Annotated in this window: 17 protein-coding genes; 8 read left to right on the top strand and 9 right to left on the bottom strand. The window is 34.5% G+C overall.

The window, feature by feature from the left end:
• Window positions 1-3: 3 nt before the first annotated feature.
• The 7 genes from RM51_RS02350 to polA all read left to right on the top strand — a co-directional run bounded on the left by RM51_RS02350 (window position 4) and on the right by polA (window position 9,000).
• Window positions 4-1,917 carry a type VI secretion system Vgr family protein gene (locus tag RM51_RS02350; protein ID WP_394330993.1) on the top strand — a complete coding sequence of 638 codons (1,914 nt, stop codon included), beginning with the start codon at window positions 4-6 and terminating at the stop codon, window positions 1,915-1,917.
• 20 nt (window positions 1,918-1,937) lie between these two features.
• Complete coding sequence (locus RM51_RS02355) at window positions 1,938-2,987, top strand: hypothetical protein (RefSeq protein ID WP_039364744.1); 1,050 nt, start codon at window positions 1,938-1,940, stop codon at window positions 2,985-2,987.
• Between the two features lie 4 nt (window positions 2,988-2,991).
• Complete coding sequence (locus RM51_RS02360) at window positions 2,992-4,335, top strand: PAAR-like protein (RefSeq protein WP_039364746.1); 1,344 nt, start codon at window positions 2,992-2,994, stop codon at window positions 4,333-4,335.
• A gap of 6 nt (window positions 4,336-4,341) precedes the next feature.
• Window positions 4,342-4,980 (top strand): hypothetical protein, encoded by a 639-nt coding sequence (locus tag RM51_RS02365; RefSeq protein ID WP_039364749.1) that lies wholly within the window; start codon window positions 4,342-4,344, stop codon window positions 4,978-4,980.
• A gap of 2 nt (window positions 4,981-4,982) precedes the next feature.
• A complete protein-coding gene (locus RM51_RS02370; protein WP_039364750.1) occupies window positions 4,983-5,435 on the top strand; it encodes a tetratricopeptide repeat protein in 453 nt (150 codons plus the stop codon).
• Between the two features lie 26 nt (window positions 5,436-5,461).
• A complete protein-coding gene (locus RM51_RS02375; RefSeq protein WP_131667039.1) occupies window positions 5,462-6,043 on the top strand; it encodes a hypothetical protein in 582 nt (193 codons plus the stop codon).
• 116 nt (window positions 6,044-6,159) lie between these two features.
• Entirely contained in the window at window positions 6,160-9,000 is a 2,841-nt protein-coding gene (gene polA / locus RM51_RS02380) for a DNA polymerase I (protein ID WP_039364879.1), read from the top strand.
• A gap of 71 nt (window positions 9,001-9,071) precedes the next feature.
• Here polA and RM51_RS02385 read toward each other — a convergent pair whose 3' ends face one another.
• The 5 genes from RM51_RS02385 to RM51_RS02405 all read right to left on the bottom strand — a co-directional run bounded on the left by RM51_RS02385 (window position 9,072) and on the right by RM51_RS02405 (window position 12,203).
• Window positions 9,072-9,893, bottom strand: a complete 822-nt coding sequence (locus RM51_RS02385) for a GLPGLI family protein (protein WP_039364754.1) — start codon at window positions 9,891-9,893, stop codon at window positions 9,072-9,074.
• Window positions 9,894-9,917: 24 nt separating this feature from the next.
• Window positions 9,918-10,316, bottom strand: coding sequence for an immunity 22 family protein (locus RM51_RS02390; RefSeq protein WP_039364756.1), 399 nt, complete (start codon window positions 10,314-10,316; stop codon window positions 9,918-9,920).
• An 88-nt stretch (window positions 10,317-10,404) separates the two neighbouring features.
• Window positions 10,405-11,118: a hypothetical protein gene (locus RM51_RS02395; RefSeq protein ID WP_039364758.1), complete on the bottom strand. Its 714-nt coding sequence runs from the start codon at window positions 11,116-11,118 to the stop codon at window positions 10,405-10,407.
• The gene (locus RM51_RS02400; RefSeq protein WP_039364759.1) at window positions 11,118-11,675 is read right to left on the bottom strand and encodes a YdeI/OmpD-associated family protein; all 558 of its coding nucleotides are present in this window, start codon (window positions 11,673-11,675) and stop codon (window positions 11,118-11,120) included. Before RM51_RS02400 ends, RM51_RS02395 begins: the two co-directional genes overlap by 1 nt.
• 48 nt (window positions 11,676-11,723) lie before the next feature.
• Complete coding sequence (locus RM51_RS02405) at window positions 11,724-12,203, bottom strand: hypothetical protein (protein ID WP_039364761.1); 480 nt, start codon at window positions 12,201-12,203, stop codon at window positions 11,724-11,726.
• A 189-nt stretch (window positions 12,204-12,392) separates the two neighbouring features.
• Between RM51_RS02405 and RM51_RS02410 the strand changes: the two genes are divergently transcribed.
• The gene (locus tag RM51_RS02410) at window positions 12,393-15,260 is read left to right on the top strand and encodes a M16 family metallopeptidase (RefSeq protein ID WP_039364763.1); all 2,868 of its coding nucleotides are present in this window, start codon (window positions 12,393-12,395) and stop codon (window positions 15,258-15,260) included.
• Window positions 15,261-15,318: 58 nt separating this feature from the next.
• Here the strand turns inward: RM51_RS02410 and RM51_RS02415 are convergent, their stop codons facing one another.
• From RM51_RS02415 to ligA, 4 genes are all read right to left on the bottom strand, one after another.
• Window positions 15,319-17,460: a S46 family peptidase gene (locus tag RM51_RS02415; protein ID WP_039364765.1), complete on the bottom strand. Its 2,142-nt coding sequence runs from the start codon at window positions 17,458-17,460 to the stop codon at window positions 15,319-15,321.
• Between the two features lie 89 nt (window positions 17,461-17,549).
• Complete coding sequence (locus RM51_RS02420; RefSeq protein ID WP_084110900.1) at window positions 17,550-18,197, bottom strand: MgtC/SapB family protein; 648 nt, start codon at window positions 18,195-18,197, stop codon at window positions 17,550-17,552.
• 113 nt (window positions 18,198-18,310) lie between these two features.
• Window positions 18,311-18,772, bottom strand: a complete 462-nt coding sequence (locus RM51_RS02425) for a nuclear transport factor 2 family protein (RefSeq protein ID WP_039364766.1) — start codon at window positions 18,770-18,772, stop codon at window positions 18,311-18,313.
• Window positions 18,773-18,880: 108 nt separating this feature from the next.
• Entirely contained in the window at window positions 18,881-20,884 is a 2,004-nt protein-coding gene (gene ligA, locus RM51_RS02430; RefSeq protein ID WP_039364768.1) for an NAD-dependent DNA ligase LigA, read from the bottom strand.
• Window positions 20,885-21,043: the final 159 nt, after the last annotated feature.

A 21,043-nucleotide genomic window follows, 5' to 3' on the forward strand; every position in this document is an offset into this window, starting at 1 on the left:
CCTATGAATGAACAAAAAGTATGGGCTCAGCAACCGACTTCTAAAATTCACAATGCTGCTGCCATTCCGACAAGTGAAATTCTTGGGATCAACCGTGTGGTGAAGCTTGATATCGTAATAGAAGGAAAAGAAATACAACATTTCAAGCATTTTAAATTAACGCAAAGCGCCGTTAAACATCACGAGTTTTCTCTTACATTGTCTCATGATACATTAGGAAGTGCAGAGAATCATAATTTGGAAGAAGCCCAAAACTTTCTAGGGAAAAGAATTACCGTAATTTTTAAATATAAAGATGTTGTAGAAGGGCCGGAACGTAACTTCGTTGGGGTAATTACGGAAGTAGGATTCAGCCAGGAAAAAGGAAGTCTTGGAGATATTGTTCTTACGGGATACAGCCCAACAATTCTTTTAGATGTTGCGCCCAATATCCAAAGCTTTGGCGGAGCTCAGGAAGTAAGTCTGAATAGCATTGCAGACCAGATCATCAAAGAAGGTCTCGGACAAAATAAATATGATTACAGAGTAGATTCCAAATATGGAAACGTTACCTATAGTTCTCAATATGAAGAAACACACTATAATTATTTAGCCAGAATGGCGGAAGCTTATGGAGAACAGTTTTTTTATGATGGAGAAGTACTTCATTTCGGTAAACTTCCACCTCAGGAAAAACCTGTAAAACTTACTTATGGAAGCAGCGTGAATGATGTAAAGATAAAAATGAAAGCACAGCACGTGAATCCTACTTTCTATGGGTATAACAGCAGCAAAAATGAAAAACTGACTACGGGAAATTCTACCATTAAACATACTTCTGATATTGCAAAACGTGCCTATGAAATTTCAGAAAAAACCTTCCAGACTCCATCATTAAGAGTAGCTCCTATAAAGGCAGTATCTTTTATGGATATCGATGCTTCACAGAAAGGAACGGCAGGAAGTAAGGCATCTGAAGTTTTCATTACATCGGCAACTACCACAGTTCCGTTCTTATATCCGGGCTGTATTGCAGACATTGAGATGCGTAAAACAGATACCAATGATACGTCATACTTTACCAAATTAATGATCACCAGTGTTATTCATGAAGTAGATGCAAGAGGATATTATGATGGGCATTTTGAAGCGATTGCGGCAGATACAGGATTTATTCCCCGTCCGGAATTCCATCTTCCAAAAGCAGAACCTCAGTTTGCAAAAGTTATTTCTAATACCGATCCTTTAAATCAAGGAAGAGTACAGGTGCAATTCGATTGGCAAAATGGAAATTCTACGACCGAATTTATCCGCGTAATGTCTCCTGATGCAGGAAGCAGCGATAAAGTAAATAAAAATCGTGGTTTCATGTCTATTCCGGAAGTGAATGATCAGGTAATTGTAAATTTTGTTCATCAACACCCCGACCGCCCTTTCGTAATGGGAGGAATGTTCCACGGAGCCATTGGTGCAGGTGGAGGAACCGGAAATAATGTAATGAGCTTCAGCGGAAGAAGTGGAGCCGAACTCAAATATGACAACGGAGCAGGTTCAATGAATCTTAAAGATCAGGGAGGCGCCAATATGTTTTTTGATGGGGCAGGGAATTCCGAAACCAATGCAAATAACAATAAAACTGTAAATGTTGGAAATAATAATAACGTAAACGCAGGAACAAAACATTGTACAGATGTAGGAAAAGGGCAAAGTGTACTTACCATGGGAAAAGATGGAGTTATTGACTTGAGTGGAGCGCAAAAAGTAACCCTGAAAGTTGGAAATAGCTTTATTGAAATCACGGGAGAAAAAATTGTTATTTCAAGTACAGATATCGAAGTAACAGGATCATCATCATCTACCGTGAAAGGTTCTGGAAGTGCTAAAGCCGTATTCAAAGGAAATACTACGATTACAGGAGATAAAGTAGTTGAAAATTAATTTTTATAATTGTTAAAAGCTTGGAAAAGTATTTTATTAAAAATGGAGATTCATTACCATCAATAGCCGAAGAATTAGGTCTTACTATTGATGAACTAATGAACTTTCATAATATAAATTCAAAATTACACGATCAGATTAATAATATGAACTTGCCAAAATGGTCGGATCATATTCTGATACCTGACTCTATTGAAAATCTTAAATATAAAAAACATAAAAAAGAATCTTCAAACACGATCAGTTTTCCTCAAAAGGAAATCGAATCCACCCGATATGTAATTACTCAAAAAATTGATATGCAGGTTTCGGGTAATAGCATGATAGATTCTGAAACAGAGATACTCTGGAATCATAAGAAAACAAAAAACGGGAATAGCTTTTTGGCACATTTAAAACAAGAGTCACATGAGGTAAAATATATCAAATCTATTTATCGTGCTTTAGCAGAATATATGCAGAAGTTTAATGAGCCATTGGAAAATTTAGTTTTGAAACTTTCAGAAAAAGGAAATATTGAAGAACTTACCAATCAGCAAGAGATCAATCAGCGTTGGCAAAGTTTGAAAAAAGAACTTACTCCGCAGCTTGGCAATACTTTGGAAGAGCAAAATATGCTTGAAAGTGGAGATAAAGATTTTTCAGAAAGTCTTCCTATTATAAAGAATAATACTTTGTACAATCTTTTTTTTCCTGATGTGTATAAAGAACATGAAATTTCGGATACATTTAATGAAGAAGAAAAAAAATCATATGTCTCTCAAATTTTCAGTAATGAAAAAGTAAATATTACCACCAAAAAGAAAGTAGAAAAAGAGCATCAGATGATGAAGATTAAATTACTTTCTGAGCAAAATCATTCTGAAAATGATCATTTGAAAAGTATTTATAATGAGAAATTAAAACCTTTTTTTCAGGAAGAATATAAATATTCATTCACTTGGGCAGTAGAATATCACTATGATATACAAACGGGGAAAATGATTTCATGTAATTCTAAAATTAAAGAACAAACGGGCTCCAGTTACAGCTATGTTATGGAACATGTGATAGAATTGAAAAAAAACTAAAATTATGTCAAAGTTATACGTACCGGATGGAGCATGGTTAGTATGTTCTAATGGAATGAAAAAACAGCAGATAAAAGTTACGAGTCAATCTACGGTAACCATAGCTGGAGGATATTTAAAAGCGACCATTGATGATCGTCCCGGTGGTAATTTCATGTGTGGAAAGATGATGCTGATTGGTGCTATTGCAGGTGCTGTTCTAGGTTTGGCACTTGTTGCGGGTTCAGTTCTTACAGGAGGTGCATTGGCGGTTGCAGCAGTTGCAGCAGCAGGAGCGGCGGTAGGAGCAGGAGTTTCTATGATTCCTTCCATTTGTGGAATGTTACTCAAAAAATGGACTCCGTATGATACCAATGTTCTTACAGTGGGAAGACATCCTTTGTTGGAAAATTCCCAGATTCCCTGTATGTTGGGAGGAAATGTGATGATATTGTATTCCGAAAAAGCAGCTGATGAATTTACAGATCTTACCATTGGAAAAACAGCAATTAATGTAGTAGGAGTGATAGCCTTGTCTTATGTATTATATCCTGCATTAGCAGCAATTGGAAGTACAGCGGTAACAGCAAAAGCAACAGTAGCCACTTTTGGATGGGGTGCCGGAGCTAATTATCTTGGAGGAGTTGGGCTAACAACCGGAATTGCTTACGGAATAGGATACGGGGTAGACCAAGGAAAAGGGTGGGTGTATTCACAGATTCCTACAGGAGACGGAACAACATTGAAAACCTATGTAGACGGATTTGAATCTGACCCAGAGAAACTCATTGAAAACCAAAAATTAGCGAATGGTGATGGAGATAAAGCCATTTATGAACATACAAATGATGTAGGAGGGGCAAATGGTCCGGGAAGGGAGACTATTGGAGACCGAACGTCTCAATATAGTATGACGGAAAGATCAACTTCCGTTCGATTAGATGATATAGAAGAACACGGCCCCACAACCTATAATGAATCGGGAAGAGTACAAGGTGCTATTGAAGGAAGAAATCCTACCAATACTCAAGGTACAAATGTAATTGATCAGGATTATGGAGGAAGATATCAGGAAGTGGAACGAACTTCTACCACTACGAACTCACAATATTCACCATTAACAAGATCTGATATTCCTTCTACGATGGGGAATGCGGTAAAAAATACATATTTAGATCAAAAAGGACTTCCTACATTTTCTAAAGATGGACCCAAAGGAGGAGGTATCGTTATGGGATTGTTACAGGATGCTTATAAAGGAGTGACCAATTTTATTCTAAAAGGACAATCTGAAGATTTAATAGAAGCATTGCAAAAAGAAGAAGCTGCAGCAAGAGCAAAAATAACTGTATTGGCAGGGAAAGATTAATATTTTATGAAAAGAACGACAGAATCAAGAATATATCTATTTACCTTATTGTTGAGCCTATTGTATTTTATATACTCTATAATTATAAGTGCAGGTGATTTTGTAAATATTAAATATCTGGCTTGGGAAAAAGCAGAAAACCAAAGTACGGTGTATTCAAGCAGAAGAAGTACCACTGTTACCTATAATTTTGTCAAAGATAATATAAGAATCAGTCGCAAATATCCAGGGATTTTAGAAGGAATTAATACATGGATGTGGGGAATAGATAAGAAAGCCCTTGTACAGAATATATCCTTTTACATTCGTGAAAAAGATGATGAAAAAATTAAAAATAATCAAATACACCATAAAAAAGATATTTTAGGAAATAAGTTGAATGAAATAGAACCCATTCCGTTTTTTGGATTAAGAACAATACATTCCGAATCAAACATATTCTTACTATTCTTAGATATTTGGAAGTATAATTATTCCATTCTGATCGCGTTTATTTTACTTATCTTACCCTATCTCCTATTTTTTATTTTTAAAAAGATATTTAAAATGTCAATAGATAAAAATCAGGATAAGAATTTAGAAGGAAAAATAGGAGGTTATCAAATTGTATTTTTTATCCTTCTTGTTATTAATTTAATTATTTAGAAATGAAAAAATTGCTACAAATTATCATTGGCTTTATTGCTCTTGGAATTTTAATAGTCATTATTAAAAACAATTTCTTTACTTCTGCCGATACAAAATCATACGAAGCAGGTTGGGAAGCTTATGAAAAAAATCAATTTGAAATGGCTATTTTTAATTTCAATCATGTGGATAAAAATAAACATCCGGATGTATGGGTAGCTTTGGGATCTTCATATTTAAAAACAGGTGATTATACAAATGCAGTTCAACATTTACAAAAAGCCTACGATCTCAATTATAAAAAAGGAACTGAGGATTACAATAAACTTTTAGTTTCGTTGGGAATGAGCTATCTATATTCAGGAAATATAGAGAAAGCCAAATTGTATTTAGAAAAAGCAAAGACATTAGGATATGATACCTCTGTCAATTTTAAAATTCTAGATTCCATTCAACATTCACAAAAAATATAATATTGATATCAAATGCACTGGTAGAAATGAAAAAAATAACGGTTAGGAAAGTTGATTGGAGGATTTTTATTATTAATCTTGTTGCATCAGTCATTCCGTTATATTTCATTGCATCATATGCATATAAATTACAGAATACAACCATACAAACGGTATTTATAATAGGTTGTCTTTCTATCGTAGGCGGTATTAATTTTTTAATTGTAAAAAGTGGTACTTATCTTATTGATATTATTCTAAAAGATGATGAAATAGAAATTTTTAATAAAGATAAAGTAGTTTATAATTCAAAATACGCAGACATTCACAGCTATAATATCTACCATTTTATTAATAAAAGAGGTGGTTATATATTAAGAATAAATAATAAAAAACAATCCTTTTGCTCACTGTTAACTTGGGCAGAATTTAGTATAGTAACTGACAGTGATCGCAAGAATTATACGATCATAAAAGATACCTTAAACGCAAAAATTCCTGATAAAAAGAAAATAAATGGGAAAGATTATATTTTGAAGATCTTCTCAGCAATGCCTTATATTTTCTTAGGAATAGCAGTTTTAATTCTCATAGGAATATTTATTTATCTCATTTTTTATCTGAAATAAAGATTCGTAAAAACACCAACACTTATAAGTTTTTTCCGCTTTCAATCTCTGGTTCTTTTTATTCCAAGGCACAAAGGAAAAACACTTTTTTCTTATATTTGTTCTTTATGGAAAATATGGACGCAACTCAAGATAAAAGGTTATTTCTCATCGATGCCTATGCAATGATTTTTAGAGGATATTATGCATTGATCAGAAACCCGAGACTTACAAGCAAAGGACTGGATACTTCTGCCATTTTTGGTTTTACAAACTCTCTGATAGAATTGATTCGAAGAGAAAAACCTTCTCATTTGGCCGTTGTTTTTGATGTTGGGAGAGCAAGTGTAAGAACAGAGGATTTTGCGGAGTATAAAGCCAACAGAAGTGAAACCCCTGAAGCCATTAAAATTGCAGTTCCATACATTCATAAAATTCTGGAAGCCATGCATATTCCTATTTTGGGAGTGGAAGGATATGAAGCCGATGATGTCATCGGAACTATTGCCTGTAAAGCCGAAAAAGAAGGATATACCACTTTTATGGTAACTCCGGATAAGGATTTCGCTCAATTGGTTACCGATAAAATTAAAATGTATAAGCCGAGTTCAAAAGGTGGCGAAATTGAGATTTTAGGAGTAGAAGAAGTCAAAGCAAAATATGAAATCGAAAATCCGAAGCAGGTGATTGATTATTTAGCGATGATGGGGGATGCGGTCGATAATATTCCGGGATTGGATGGAGTCGGAGAAAAAACGGCTATGAAATTTCTGAAAGAATTTGGAAGCATTGAAAATCTTTTAGCCAATACAGATCAGCTAAAAGGAAAAATAAAAGAAAAAATAGAAGCATCTGCAGAACGCGGAATTTTATCTAAAAAATTGGCAACTATCATCTGTGATGTTCCTATTGAATTTCACCAGGAACAGTACGATCTGGAAACTCCTGATTTTGAGCAGGCAAAAGCCGTTTTTGAAGAAATAGAATTCACAAGATTATACGAAAATCTTTATCGTGCTTTTGCTCCGACAACGGTTACAACGACTGTTGCTGCTGAGGTTGAAGTAGCTGTAGCAGAAACGACTCCACAACAAAAAGTGGCACAGGCAGTCGGTCAGTTGGATCTTTTTGCAACCTATGAAGAACTGGAACAGGCAACATCTACAAAATCAACTATTGATCATAATGATCATTTATATCAGTTTGTTGATAATCCGAAAGCTCAGAAGATGTTAGTGAGTAATTTATTGAAGCAGCAAGTGGTTTGTTTCGATACAGAAACGACTTCTCTGAACGAATTGGAAGCTGAACTGGTAGGAATGAGTTTCTCTTATAAAAAAGGATTGGCATATTACATTCCTTTGTCTGAAAACAGAGAAGAAGTTTTACAAACCTTGGAAATTTTCAGACCTTTCTTCGAGAAAGAAGATTTGGTAAAAGTTGCCCACAATCTAAAATTCGATTATAAAATACTTAAACAATACGATATTACCGTGAAAGGAGCTATGTTCGACACTATGATCGCGCATTACCTTCTCAATCCGGACGGAAGACACGGAATGGACTATCTTTCAGAAGTTTATCTGAATTATAAACCCGTTTCCATAGAAACTATTATCGGTAAGAAAGGGAAAAAGCAGGGCAATTTCAGAGATGCGGACTTGAGAACTCAGACAGATTATGCGGCAGAAGATGCTGATGTGACGTTCCAGTTATACGAATTGTTTGCTCCTCAATTAAAAAAGGAAAACTTAGAAGACTTATTCTTCAGTATAGAAATGCCTTTGATGGAGGTCTTGGCAAAAATGGAACTGGCGGGAATTTCTCTGGATGAAAAATGGCTGGCTCAGGAAAGCATTGATCTGGAAAATGACTTAAAACAATTAGAATTAAAAATATTCGAATTGTCAGGAGAAGAATTCAATATGAACTCACCAAGACAGTTGGGAGATATTTTATTTGAAAAAATGCAGCTTGATCCGAAAGCGAAAAAGACAAAAACTGGGCAGTATGCAACTTCGGAAGATGTCCTTCAGAAACTGGCTTCAAAGCATGAAATTATCAAGCATATTCTTGAATACAGAACCTATCAGAAATTAAAATCAACGTATGTAGATGCATTGCCGTCACAGATCGAAAAAACGGATAACCGTGTTCATACCAATTTTTCTCAAACGACGGCTGCAACAGGTCGTTTGGCGAGTGTAAACCCCAATTTGCAGAATATTCCGATCAGAACATTAAGAGGTCAGCAAATTCGTGGAGCCTTTGTTTCCGGTGAAGGGAAAAAGATTATTTCTGCCGATTATTCACAAATTGAATTACGTTTAATTGCAGAAATTTCGGGAGAAGATAATATGATCAAAGCGTTTCAGGATGGGGAAGATATTCACGCTTCTACAGCGGCGAAATTATTTAAAATTCCGTTGGAAGAAGTTTCAAAAACACAGAGAAGCCAGGCAAAAACGGTAAACTTTGGGATCATCTACGGACAGGGAGCTTTTGCACTAGCTGAGCAAACCGGTTTATCAAGAACAGAAGCAAAGCAGATGATCGAAGCCTATTTTGAAACGTATCCGAAGTTGAAAGAATATATGGCTGAACAGGTTAACAAAGCCCGCGAAACAGGGTATGTTGAAACTATTTTAGGAAGAAAACGTCATTTAAAGGATATTAATTCCAACAACTTTGTTGTTCGTGGTCATGCTGAAAGAAATGCGGTAAATGCTCCGGTTCAGGGAAGTGCCGCAGACGTAGTGAAAATGGCCATGATCAAGATTCAAAAAGAGCTGGAAAAAGAAAAACTTCAGACCAAAATGTTACTTCAGGTACATGACGAATTGGTGTTTGAAGCGCCAATTGATGAAATTGAAGTCGCTACCAATATCATTAAAATGGAAATGGAAAATGCTATTGAAACGCAGGTTCCTTTGTTGGTGGAAATTGGAGTAGGAAATAACTGGCTGGAAGCACATTAATTTACTTTAAAAACATATAAAAATCCCTGAAATTATTCATTTCAGGGGTTTTTTATTGATGAAGATTAATATTAGGTCGCAGGATAAGGAATTGCCTTATCTTTTTCTATAGGATTATAATATTGCTTAATCATACTTTGAAGATGTTTCTTTTTTTGATCAAGCTGATCCTGAGTGGTTATCTTTTCTCCTGAAATAATAACGGTTCCGCCACTTTTTAAGCTGTTACTCATGTCTTTTACAGGATCGGCATAATAATCAAGTTTTACCTTATGATATTGCTTAAGGCTTACAGGAATAGGCTTATTACCGTAATGAGTTTCCAGAAAGTTAAGTGTAGAATAGTTTTCCGGAATATTGATGTTTTTTATAAGCTTATATTTAAAATCATTATTTACATCCGAAAGTTCAAAAATAAGTCCGGGTAATCCTTTAAACTTATAAGGTCCTTCCTGAAAAGGAATTTCTGTGGAAAACCATGCCGTCCATTCCCTTCCTCCGAAATTCGTTGTCGCTTTTTGCAGAGTGTATTGATCCGCTTTTTTTGTTTCAGTACCGATTTTCCAGTTCATTTTATCAGTAGAATTGATGACGAAATAGTCATACATATTGTCATGAAAAGACTGGTTTTCGAATGAATTGGCTTTTCGGATAATCAACTGATCACTCAATGTATTGGCTTGCCAATTTTGTCCGGTTTTCTTACTGATAGAATCCATTTCAAGAAATTTGTAATCGTAGAATTTTACAAAATCCTTGTCGATGTCCAGAACCATATTCATTTTTTTCTCCTTACCATTGAGTACGATTCCTAACTCATAAATAAATCTTTTGGTTTGGGAAAATACAGTGGTAAAGAGCAGTAAAAGAAATACTGCTAACGTTTTTTTCATATATATATATATTTTGTGTTGTGATTAATACTCAAATTCTATTCCGCCCAGATAGGTCAAAGAAAAATAATCGTTTTCTATGGATGTAGGCTTAGGAATTTGGCCTTGGCTTACAAAGACTAATGAATTGATATCAAACTTAAGGTCCATTTCATTAATTTTCTGGATCAATATTGGAAGCCATTCTTCTGCAAAAGAAAACTCCGCAAACTTTTCAAAAAGTCCCATATCGGAATCATCGAAACCGTATTCTATTAAATCCTGATCAAACCAAATAGTATTTTGAGACTCTGCAAACTTTGAAACAAAAATATCATCAGAATCTTCTTCCAGATAAAAGTTTTCATCCTCTTCTACAAAATTGTAAAAATCGTCCTCGCTATTGAAATTTCCTACCCAAAAATCTAGTACTTCTGTATTCATCTATGTAAACTTTACTTTAAAAACCAAAGGTATAATAATAAATATTTTAAGCAAAGTAATCTTTGAGGTCATTTAAGAATTTGACAATTTAAAGAGGTTGAAATAAATATTTCAGCAGCTCATTTGTCGTTACAGAATCTTTCTTTTGAATCCGAGAGCATTCAATATTATATTCTAAAGTTTTTTTCTTAGAATAAAGGTAATTTTTAAGCCAGAATTTCCCTTTTGATTGAATGAATTTTTGATCTAAAGAAGGACCTATTTCATATCGAAATTCAGAATGACAACTTAAACAATTATTTTCATAAACAACTATCCCCGGTAGTGAATTCGGAGCTGTATTTTCTTTAAAGTTAAATTTTAATGGTGTTTTTCGTATAGATTTTCCAAGTTTAATTGTTTTATAAATATCTAAAACGTCCTGAATATTTCCCTTTTTATTAAACATATACAAACCAACTGTAGAATCTACTTTAGGAATATAAATTGAAGCAAAATTTCTGTTTTTTGAAATTTCAAAAACAGCTTCTTTACCATCGATTGTAATCTGCTTTAAGATATTATCTCTTATTGAGTCTTTATATATTTTAGAATTATACATTCCGTATACGATACAAATTGTATCCCCATTTTTTGAGAGATAAGAGAAATATGAATCAATACTTTGCATTTTTGTCAGTTTCCAATCAGATGGATATTCAAACTTTACTTTTCCAACTTCCAGCTGATGAAAAGAAATATTTTCTTGTTTTGTACAAGATGTAAGAAATAATAGAATGAAAATTATTAAAATACGATTCATTACAAAACTCTTTTTCCCAATTCACTTTCCGTGATTGTCTTTTCCAATCTCGATAATCTTGTTTTCTCCTGTTTGGCGCTCATAATCCAGTGGAGTATTACTTTTTTATAAGACGGGGCTTGATTGTTAAAAAATTCCCACGCTTTTTTGTTCGCTTTAAATTGCTTTTCAAATTCTGCATTCAGTGTTGCTGGTTCTTTTTCGTGAGAGTAAATGGCAGACTTTTCTTCTTTTCTTAATTCAAAAGCTTTCAATCCTTGAGGAGTCATTAAACCAGCTTTTGTGAGGTCTTCAATTTTTTTAATATTGATAGCACTCCAAATACTTGTAGGTTTTCGGGGAGTAAAACGGATGCTGTAACTTTCAATATCAATCGACTTTCTCACCCCGTCTATCCAGCCAAAACACAACGCCTGATCCACAGATTCAGACCAGGTCATAGAAGGCTTTTTTGTTCCGACCTTGAAAAATCCAACGAGAAGCTCCTTTTCGTTTTGATGGTTTTCCTCAAGCCAGTTTCGGAACTCTTGTGGGGTTGGGAAGAATGTTGCTGACATGTTTATTGATTATAAGTTTGAATTTTCTTTTATATTTAAAGTTTAAGATTAATAAGATCTTCTGCTTTTACCATTCAATAAATTCTCAAACATGGAAACTTCATCAGGTCTTAATTTTTGCAAGGTTACTTTTCTGCTTCGGTTCATCAAATGACGAGGATAATAGACAAATTGAACGCTGTCATGATTAATTTTATATTCTCTGAGAAGAGTAGGTTTTTTAGTATGATTTACATCAGATCGTGAAAACAATAAATTAGTAATTCGTATAGGAATAAATCCATAGGCCTTTACAAATAGAAAAATAGAATTATCATTAATAAGTACATCAAAAGTATTAAATTCTAAATTCCAATTTAAAAAACCTTTATCTGTGACAGTTGTTCCATAAATATTTTGCAGTTCTCTGGAGTTTGTGAGTTTACAACGTGTCAAAATCTTTTGCTTTTCAATAGAGAAATAAATACCTAAAGCAATTGGAAATAAGATCAAGGCTGCGATGAAAAAAGGGAGTAGATTATTAGTCATTTTAAAAGTTGAAAAGATATTCATTCAAATTTAAAACATTTTATGGAAGCGATAGAGAATACAAAATAAAATTTTAACATTTTACAATCATTATAATAGATGCAATATTCAGGAAATTTTCAGAGGTTCTTTTTTGATTCCTTACATTTGTATACATTCTTGTTTTAAAGAGTGAAAACGAGTTTATTTATGACCAACGGAAGATACAACGAAACAATTCATACAGATCCCAATAATTACGAGTATATCACAATTTCTAATGACGAAAATAAAGTAAGAATTTACACATTAAAGAATGGCTTAAAGGTTTTTTTAGCCCAAAACTTTGATGCACCAAGAATTCAGACCTATATTCCGGTGAGAACGGGAAGTAATAATGATCCCTCTGATAATACAGGATTAGCACATTACCTTGAACATATGATGTTTAAAGGAACATCAAAGATTGGAACCCAGAACTGGGAAAAGGAAAGTGAATTATTACATCAGATATCAGAATTGTATGAGCAACATAAGGCTGAATCTGACACTGAGAAAAAGAAAGCCATCTATAAAAAAATAGACGAAATTTCTCAGGAAGCAAGCCAATATGCAATTGCCAATGAATATGATAAGGTAATTTCTTCGTTGGGAGCAACAGGAACCAATGCACATACCTGGTTTGATGAAACGGTGTATAAGAACAATATTCCGAATAATGAGCTTGAAAAGTGGCTGAAAGTTGAAAAAGAACGATTTTCAGAAATTGTTTTAAGGCTTTTTCATACCGAACTGGAATCTGTGTATGAAGAATTCAACCGTGCGCAGGATAATGACTCGAGACTGGTGAATTATGAACTGATGGATGCGCTGTTTCCAACCCATCCGAACGGACAACAGACGACATTAGGAAAACCAGAACATTTGAAAAATCCTTCGATGAAGGCGATTCACAAATATTTTGATGAGTATTATGTACCTAATAATTATGCAGTAGTTTTAGTTGGAGATTTAGATTTTGAAGAAACTATTCAGCTTGTAGATCAGTATTTTGGGGTAATTCCTTACAGAGAGCTTCCGAAAAAGACTCCGGTTACAGAAAAACCTATTACTGAAATTGTTAAAAGAACCGTAAAAAGTCCGACTACACCAAGAGTACAATTGGCTTGGAGAACGGAAAGTTACGGAACTCGTGAATCTATGTTAGCAGATATTGTAGCGAATATTCTGAGCAATAGAGGAGAGGCCGGACTGATGGATTTAAATATTAACCAGACTCAAAAATTACTTTGGGGACAGGCTTTTTCGGTAGGATTAAAACAATACGGATATTTTTCAATCGTTGCCGTTCCTAAAGAAACACAAACTCTAGATGAAGCTAAAGAATTGGTCTTGGAGCAGATTGAATTGGTGAAAAAAGGCGATTTTCCAGATTGGATGCTTCCTGCCATTATCAACGACTTTAAGCTGCAGCGAATGAAAACATTGGAAACTGCAGACGGGTTGGCAACCAATCTTTATGATACTTACATTAAAGGAAGAACTTGGGAAGAGGAACTCAACGAAATGGATGAATATGCCGGTTTCACGAAAGAAGACGTAGTAGCTTTTGCAAATGAGTTCTTTAAGGAAAATTATGTCATTGTTTACAAAGAAAAAGGAATCAATGACAGACTGATCCGAGTGGAGAATCCGGGAATTACTCCGGTGAAAATCAATCGTGAAGCACAGTCTGAATTTTTACAGCAGATTTTAGCCGAGAAAACGGAAGATATTACTCCTGAATTTATTGATTATCAGAAAAAAATAAAAACAGACGTTGTTAAAGACAAAAAGTTAAGCTTCGTTAAAAATAAGTACAATGACATCGCGCAGGTTCATTTTATTTTTCCTTTAGGAAGTGATCATGACCGTGATTTGGGAATTTCTACCCAGATTCTTCAATACTTGGGAACAGATCAGTTTTCGCCCGAAGATCTGAAAAAAGAATTCTTTAAAATTGGGGTTTCAAATGATTTTAAAACAACCAATGATCAGCTTCTGGTTTCTTTAAGCGGACTAGAAGAGAATATTGAAAAAGGAATTAAACTGCTGCAACACTGGATGTATGAGGTAAAACCTGATCAGGAAATTTACGGGCAATTTGTCGAAACCATTCTTGAAAACAGGGCAGCGGTAAAAAAGGATAAAGGAAGAATTATGTCGGCTTTGACGAACTATGCAAAGTTGGGAGAATCGTCACGTTTTACCAATATTATTTCAAAAGAAGAACTTGAAAACACTAATGTTGAAGTCTTTACCGACAGAATGAAAAACCTGTTCAAATTTCCTTATCAGATATTTTTCTACGGGAAAGATTTTGAACGCTTTATAGCTTATATCGGAAAATATACGGAGAACGAAAGTCTTTCAGTTCCGGAACCGAAACAATATCCTGAACAGGAAACCATTGGAAATGTATATTTTACCAACTATGACATGGTACAAATGGAAATGAGCAAGGTGGGAAAAGGACATTCGGTAAATATTGGAAACTTTGGAAAAATTAATGTTTTTAATGAATATTTCGGGAGAGGATTATCATCCATCGTATTTCAGGAAATCCGAGAAAGTAAAAGTTTAGCCTATTCTGCTTATGTTTCGTATTCTGCTAATTCAGAATTGAATCATCCGGATTATATCACAACATATATCGGAACACAGCCGGATAAATTACAGATTGCAGTAGATACGATGACGGAATTGATGAGCGAACTTCCTGAAGTTCAAAGTCAGTTTGAAAATGCCAGAAATGCGGCCTTGAAACAGATTGCATCAACAAGAATCACCAGAACTAATATCTTTTTTAATACATTGAGACTGAAAAAGCTGAATATTCATTACGATTTCAGAAAAGATATTTATCAGCAGATTCAAAGCCTGAATTTTGATGATCTGAAACAGTTTTATAATACAGAAATCAAACCAATTCATTTCAATACCGCTATTATCGGGAAAAAAGAAAACCTGAATAGGGAAGCGGTAGATCAGATGGGAACCTTTAAAGAAGTGAGTTTAAAAGATATTTTTGGACATTAAAAAACAAAAACCCCGAAATTTTTCGGGGTTTTATTTTGTCTTGATGTATTAAAACAAATTATTTCACAATTTTCATTTCATCAATCAGCCATTTTGAATCGGCAAATTTATCAATGATGAAAAGAATGTATTTGGTATCTACCATAATGTTTCGGCTGAAACGAGGGTCATAATTGATGTCACTCATAGTTCCTTCCCATTGTCTGTCGAAGTTCAATCCAACTAAATTTCCATTGGCATCCAAAGCAGGGCTTCCTGAGTTTCCTCCTGTAGTATGGTTGGTTGCCGTAAATCCTACCGGAACATCTCCTGTTTTGTCTTTATACACTCCGAAATCTTTTTTACTGTAAAGATCAATTAGCTTTCTAGGAACGTCAAATTCATAATCTCCGGGAACATATTTCTCCATTACACCGGCCAAATGCGTTTGGTAGTTATAAGAAACAGCATCTCTCGGGCTTGAACCTTTTACTTTTCCATACGTTACACGAAGCGTAGAATTGGCATCCGGGAAGAATTTTCTGTCTTTATCAGTTTCCATCTGCTGAGCCATGAATGTTTTCTGCAATTCATCGATCTTACCCTGCAAAGAAGTAAATTGAGGATCTGCCGTTTTCATATATGTTTCTCTTAAAGTAACATAAATTTGATAAATAGGATCCTTTTTCAGCGTTTTGATCAGCTTATCCTGATTAGAAAGGGCTTTTTCAATATCTTTAGAAGTAGAAGCTCCGTTTACTTCAGTTCTTCCTGTAATGATTGAGTTTTTAGAAGCTTCTTCAATGGTTTGGATATTCTGAGCTTCATTTTTATACTTGTCAAATCCTACAGGTAAGAATTGTGGAACGGTTTTATTAGCATATAACGCTAAAAGTTTTGCAGTAACCTTTGCATCTAATTCAGCACTGTAATCTTTGTAGAAAGAAGTCAATCTGTTTTTGAAAGCAGCTGTTGCTTTTTCATCCATTCTTCCGGCTTCTACAGAAGTCACATAATTGTAGTAAAGATTAGCCAACATCAATGTTTCTGCGTTTCTTAGAACTTCTGTATAATAAGCATTGTTAAGTGCGTAAGGAGCCTGATCGTTGTATAATTTATTAAGCTGATCTAATGTAGATTTGATCTCATGGTTTTTAGCTACCAAAGAACCTTCATACATTACTTTTTTCTCAACCGCATTAGATTTTTTCAATCCTTCAACTTCACCGATCCATTTTTTCCAGTAATTGGCTACTGAAGCATATTTTGAAGCATACTTGATACGTGTTGCATCATCAGTACGCATTTTTTCGTCTAATGTTTTTAAGGCTACATCTCTCACTGCAATTCTTGCCGGATCGATTTCCTTCATGATTTTTTCAACCGCAATTGCCGGTAAATATTCCGTAGTTCTTCCCGGGAATCCGAATACAAAAGTGAAATCATTTTCATTTTTATCCTTAATGGAAACCGGAAGATAGTGCTTCGGAACGTAAGGAACGTTATCTTTTGAATATTCTGCAGGCTTATTGTCTTTTCCTGCATAAATTCTGAACATAGAGAAATCTCCCGTATGTCTTGGCCAAACCCAGTTGTCGGTATCGCTTCCGAATTTTCCGATGCTTTGTGGCGGTGCTCCTACCAATCGGATATCTTTATACGTTTCAATAGTATAAGCATAGTATTTATTTCCGTAATACATAGATTTTACAGAAATAGACTGGTAAGATTCTGTTTTTTGAGAGTTTTTATAAACTTCAATATTATTTGCAATTTTTTTTGAAAGTTCAGGCTCTGTTAGCTTGTCTGTACCTTCAAGGATTTGCTGGGTAACTTCTTTGATGTCTACAATGAAATCTACGGTAACACCTGGATTGGGAAGTTCACCTTCTGTACTTTTAGCCCAGAATCCGTTAGATAAAAGGTCGTTTTCAACCGTAGAATGAGACTGTATTTGTCCGTATCCACAGTGGTGGTTGGTAAGAAGCAATCCTTTTGGAGAAATAATTTCAGCCGTACAGCCTCCGTTGAACTGTACTACAGCATCTTTAATACTTGGTTTTTGAACATTGAATATATCTTTAGCAGAAATTTTCATTCCCAAGTCTTTCATTTCCTTTTCATTAAGCTCTGTCGGGATCCACATTCCGCCATATTGCTGGGCAATTCCTAAAGAAAAACTAAAGAATGCCGAAGCAATGAGAATATTACGTTTTATCATTACAAAAAATTTTGCCTAAAAATACATAAAATTAATTTTTTACTAAAAGAAAAAAAGACTGCTTTTGAGGCTGTCCGTTTATTTTTTGATTAAAACTGATAGGCAATTATTTTTTCATCTTCCATCAGGTCTTTCATGAGTGCTTCATGATTGGTATTTTTACCGGTAATGATCCAGCTGGTTGCGAGATTACCTTGGGTATATTGTTGTTTTGAAACCACAAATTTTAAATCGTTTTTTTTGAAAAGCTCTTCACAGTGAGGGATTTCTTTGGCATTGATGACTGAAATTTTATATTCTCGGATTTTGTGCTTTCTGTCTATGAACTTTTCGAAATAAGTGAGTGAATGTAAAATTAATAATACTAATGCAGTCCCTAAAAGTGATAGATAGACATATCCGGAACCTATAGCCATACCAATAGAGGCTGTTGCCCAAATCGTGGTTGCGGTGGTGATTCCCTCAATTTTATTATCTCCTTTAAAAATAACTCCGGCCCCTAAAAAACCAATTCCGGTAATAATATTAGCCGCCAAACGATCTGGATTGGCAACTCCTATTTTTAAGGACAAAACAGTAAATAAGCAGGAGCCAAAACAGACTAAAATAAAGGTACGCAATCCCGCAGATTTATTCCTGTATTCACGTTCTGCACCAATAAGCAAGCCTAAAATCACAGAAATAAAAATGAGAACTAAATCGTTCTGAATAACGTAATGATCCTTTAAAAATTCCATTGTTTAGATTGTAAACTTCTTTGATTAAAATTACAATAAAATCTTTAATGATAAAGTAAGTTTATTGACGGGATAATCCGAAAAATTCTACCTATTAAAATTTTATAGTACTCTTAAAACATTGGATGTGCGTTGGCTGATTTTTCAGGAACAGTCTCATGAACATCCCAATGTTCTGCAATTTTTTTATTTTCTATTCTAAAAATGTCAATTACAGACTGTAATTTCCCGTCTGGCAAAATATTTTTGACATGAAGAAAGATCAGATCGCCCTCTGCTGCAATGTGCTGAACATCAATTTTCGTTTTTGGTTTGTTTTGCAACCAACCCTTTATAGCCTTTTCAAATGCTTCTGAACCATGAGCAACATTGGGATTATGTTGAATATAAGTTGGCAGAAGATAATGATCAATATTCGTAAAATCATGATCTCCGAAAATTTTCTGATAAAAATTGACTACCAGTTTTTTATTGTAGTCCAGATCAGACTGTGATGTTTTTTTACTTTGTGCATTCAATCCCACTGAAAGGAAAGAGAAGGCCAGTAAAGTGAAAATTGCAATGGTTTTTCTCATTTTTTAAATATTAATTTATAACAAAGATAATTAAATGTAAATATTTTTGTTACATTTAAAGTCGATATTTTGAATTCCTATAAAAAGTGATGTAAAAACTTAAGGCTATTATGAATTAATCAGATCCAAAAACTGTTGCTCATCCAAAATTTCAATGGTTCCGATGTCTTGTGCTTTTTTCAGTTTGCTTCCTGCTTTTTCGCCTACCACAAGATAATTAAGGTTTTTTGAAACGGCAGAAATATTTTTTCCGCCATGTTTTTCCACCATTTCTTCAGCAGATTCTCTTGTGAATAAAGATAATTTTCCGGTGAAAAGGAACGTTTTTCCCTCTAAAGCATTAGAAAGAATTTCATTGGTACTTTCCCCTTTTTCTAATCGAACTCCGTAGGATTTTAGTCTTTCGATCATTAAAAGGTTTTCAGAATTAGCAAAGAAATCTACAATACTTATCGCGATTTTTGTTCCGATATCTTCCACCTGACAAAGTTCTTCCACTGTTGCCGCTTTTAAATCATCAATAGTAGCAAAATTTTTGACTAATTTCTTCGCAACCGTTTCTCCAACGTGTTTTATTCCAATTCCGTACAATACTTTTTCAAAAGGAATTTCTTTCGATTTTTCGATCCCTGAAATAATATTTTGTGCAGATTTTTCAGCCATTCTTTCCAGTGGCAGCAACTGTTCTTTCGTTAAAACATAGAAATCCGCGGGATTTTCAATCAGTTTTTCTCTATAAAGCTGTTCGATGGTTTCGCTTCCTAAATTCTCAATATTCAGTGCTTTTCTGGAAACATAATGAATCATTCTTCCTACAACCTGCGGCGGACAGTGAAGTTCATTTGGGCAAAAATGAATAGCCTGATCTTCTATTTTTACCAGCTCAGTTCCACATTCAGGGCAGTGTTTGATGTACTCGATCTCTTTGCTTTCGTCAGTTCTTTTCTCAGTATTTACGCCGACAATTTTCGGGATGATTTCTCCGCCTTTCTCTACATATACAAAATCATTTTCATGAAGATCTAGCTTCTTGATGATGTCTTCATTGTGTAAAGATGCCCTTTTTACAATCGTTCCGGCTAATAAAACAGGTTTCAGATTGGCAACCGGAGTGATGGCTCCTGTTCTTCCTACTTGGTAAGAAACGCTTTGTAATTCGGTTTCCACTTTTTCGGCTTTAAATTTATAAGCCATTGCCCAACGTGGAGATTTTGCAGTATATCCAAGCTGTCTTTGTTGTTTTAATGAATTAACTTTTAAAACAATACCGTCAATTTCGAAAGGTAAATTGTGTCTTTCCGTATCCCAGTAGGTAATGAATTCTTTTACCTCGTCCAGTGTTGTACATAATTTTGCCTGTTGAGACGTTTTGAATCCCCAACTTTGCGCTTTTTGCAGTAATTCCCAATGAGATTCTGCGGGAATATCATCAGAAATAAATTGATATAAAACGGAAGAAAGTCCGCGTTTTCTTACCTCACCGCTGTCCTGCATTTTCAGGCTTCCACTGGCTGTATTTCTTGGATTCATGAATGGATCCAATCCGTCTTCTTCTCGTAGTTTATTGATTTTATCAAAGTTTTTTCTTGTCAGATAAATTTCGCCACGCATGAAGAAATGCTCCGGGAAATCACCCTTCAATTTTAATGGAATATCCGAAATCGTACGAACGTTGGCCGTAATTTCATCACCCTGAAAACCGTCTCCACGAGTAACTGCCTGTGAAAGCTTTCCATTTTCATACAAAATAGAAATGGATGCTCCGTCATATTTCAGCTCTGCAACAAACTCTACGGGTTCATCGATGGTTTTAATAATTCTTTTTTCCCAGTCTTCAAGATCGTTAAAATCATAAGAATTGTCCAGAGAATACATTCTGAATTTATGCTGAATCGTAGGGAAAACTTTGGTAATTCCGCCACCAACACGTACGGTAGGAGAATTTTCATCATAAAATTCAGGATATTTTGCTTCCAGATCACGTAACTCTTCCAAAAGGACGTCAAAGTCATAATCTGAAATAGTAGGCGTGTCTAAAAGGTAATAGTTTTCATTATGCTGATGAAGTTCTTTACGAAGTTCTTCTATTTTTTGTTGAATGTGTTCGGACATTGGGTTTCTATCTTTTAAGCAAAAGTAATTAAAGTAATTGCATTTAAAAAATAGGCGAATTAAATATTCTGAGAATATTAAAATCTATTAATACACCCTAACAGACTGATTGAATAGCCGATAGAATGCCTGTTTACAATGGTTTAACATAATGTTATC

Origin of the sequence: Chryseobacterium taiwanense (genome assembly GCF_000813825.1) — a bacterium.
Lineage (GTDB): Bacteria > Bacteroidota > Bacteroidia > Flavobacteriales > Weeksellaceae > Chryseobacterium > Chryseobacterium taiwanense.

Excerpts from the sequence above, each read along its gene's own strand:
- RM51_RS02350 (WP_394330993.1), top strand. The coding sequence starts at position 4 with ATGAATGAACAAAAAGTATGGGCTCAGCAACCGACTTCTAAAATTCAC.
- RM51_RS02360 (WP_039364746.1), top strand. The coding sequence starts at position 2,992 with ATGTCAAAGTTATACGTACCGGATGGAGCATGGTTAGTATGTTCTAAT.
- RM51_RS02365 (WP_039364749.1), top strand. The coding sequence starts at position 4,342 with ATGAAAAGAACGACAGAATCAAGAATATATCTATTTACCTTATTGTTG.
- RM51_RS02370 (WP_039364750.1), top strand. The coding sequence starts at position 4,983 with ATGAAAAAATTGCTACAAATTATCATTGGCTTTATTGCTCTTGGAATT.
- RM51_RS02375 (WP_131667039.1), top strand. The coding sequence starts at position 5,462 with ATGAAAAAAATAACGGTTAGGAAAGTTGATTGGAGGATTTTTATTATT.
- polA (WP_039364879.1), top strand. The coding sequence starts at position 6,160 with ATGGACGCAACTCAAGATAAAAGGTTATTTCTCATCGATGCCTATGCA.
- RM51_RS02385 (WP_039364754.1), bottom strand. The coding sequence starts at position 9,893 with ATGAAAAAAACGTTAGCAGTATTTCTTTTACTGCTCTTTACCACTGTA.
- RM51_RS02390 (WP_039364756.1), bottom strand. The coding sequence starts at position 10,316 with ATGAATACAGAAGTACTAGATTTTTGGGTAGGAAATTTCAATAGCGAG.
- RM51_RS02395 (WP_039364758.1), bottom strand. The coding sequence starts at position 11,118 with ATGAATCGTATTTTAATAATTTTCATTCTATTATTTCTTACATCTTGT.
- RM51_RS02400 (WP_039364759.1), bottom strand. The coding sequence starts at position 11,675 with ATGTCAGCAACATTCTTCCCAACCCCACAAGAGTTCCGAAACTGGCTT.
- RM51_RS02405 (WP_039364761.1), bottom strand. The coding sequence starts at position 12,203 with ATGACTAATAATCTACTCCCTTTTTTCATCGCAGCCTTGATCTTATTT.
- RM51_RS02410 (WP_039364763.1), top strand. The coding sequence starts at position 12,393 with ATGACCAACGGAAGATACAACGAAACAATTCATACAGATCCCAATAAT.
- RM51_RS02415 (WP_039364765.1), bottom strand. The coding sequence starts at position 17,460 with ATGATAAAACGTAATATTCTCATTGCTTCGGCATTCTTTAGTTTTTCT.
- RM51_RS02420 (WP_084110900.1), bottom strand. The coding sequence starts at position 18,197 with ATGGAATTTTTAAAGGATCATTACGTTATTCAGAACGATTTAGTTCTC.
- RM51_RS02425 (WP_039364766.1), bottom strand. The coding sequence starts at position 18,772 with ATGAGAAAAACCATTGCAATTTTCACTTTACTGGCCTTCTCTTTCCTT.
- ligA (WP_039364768.1), bottom strand. The coding sequence starts at position 20,884 with ATGTCCGAACACATTCAACAAAAAATAGAAGAACTTCGTAAAGAACTT.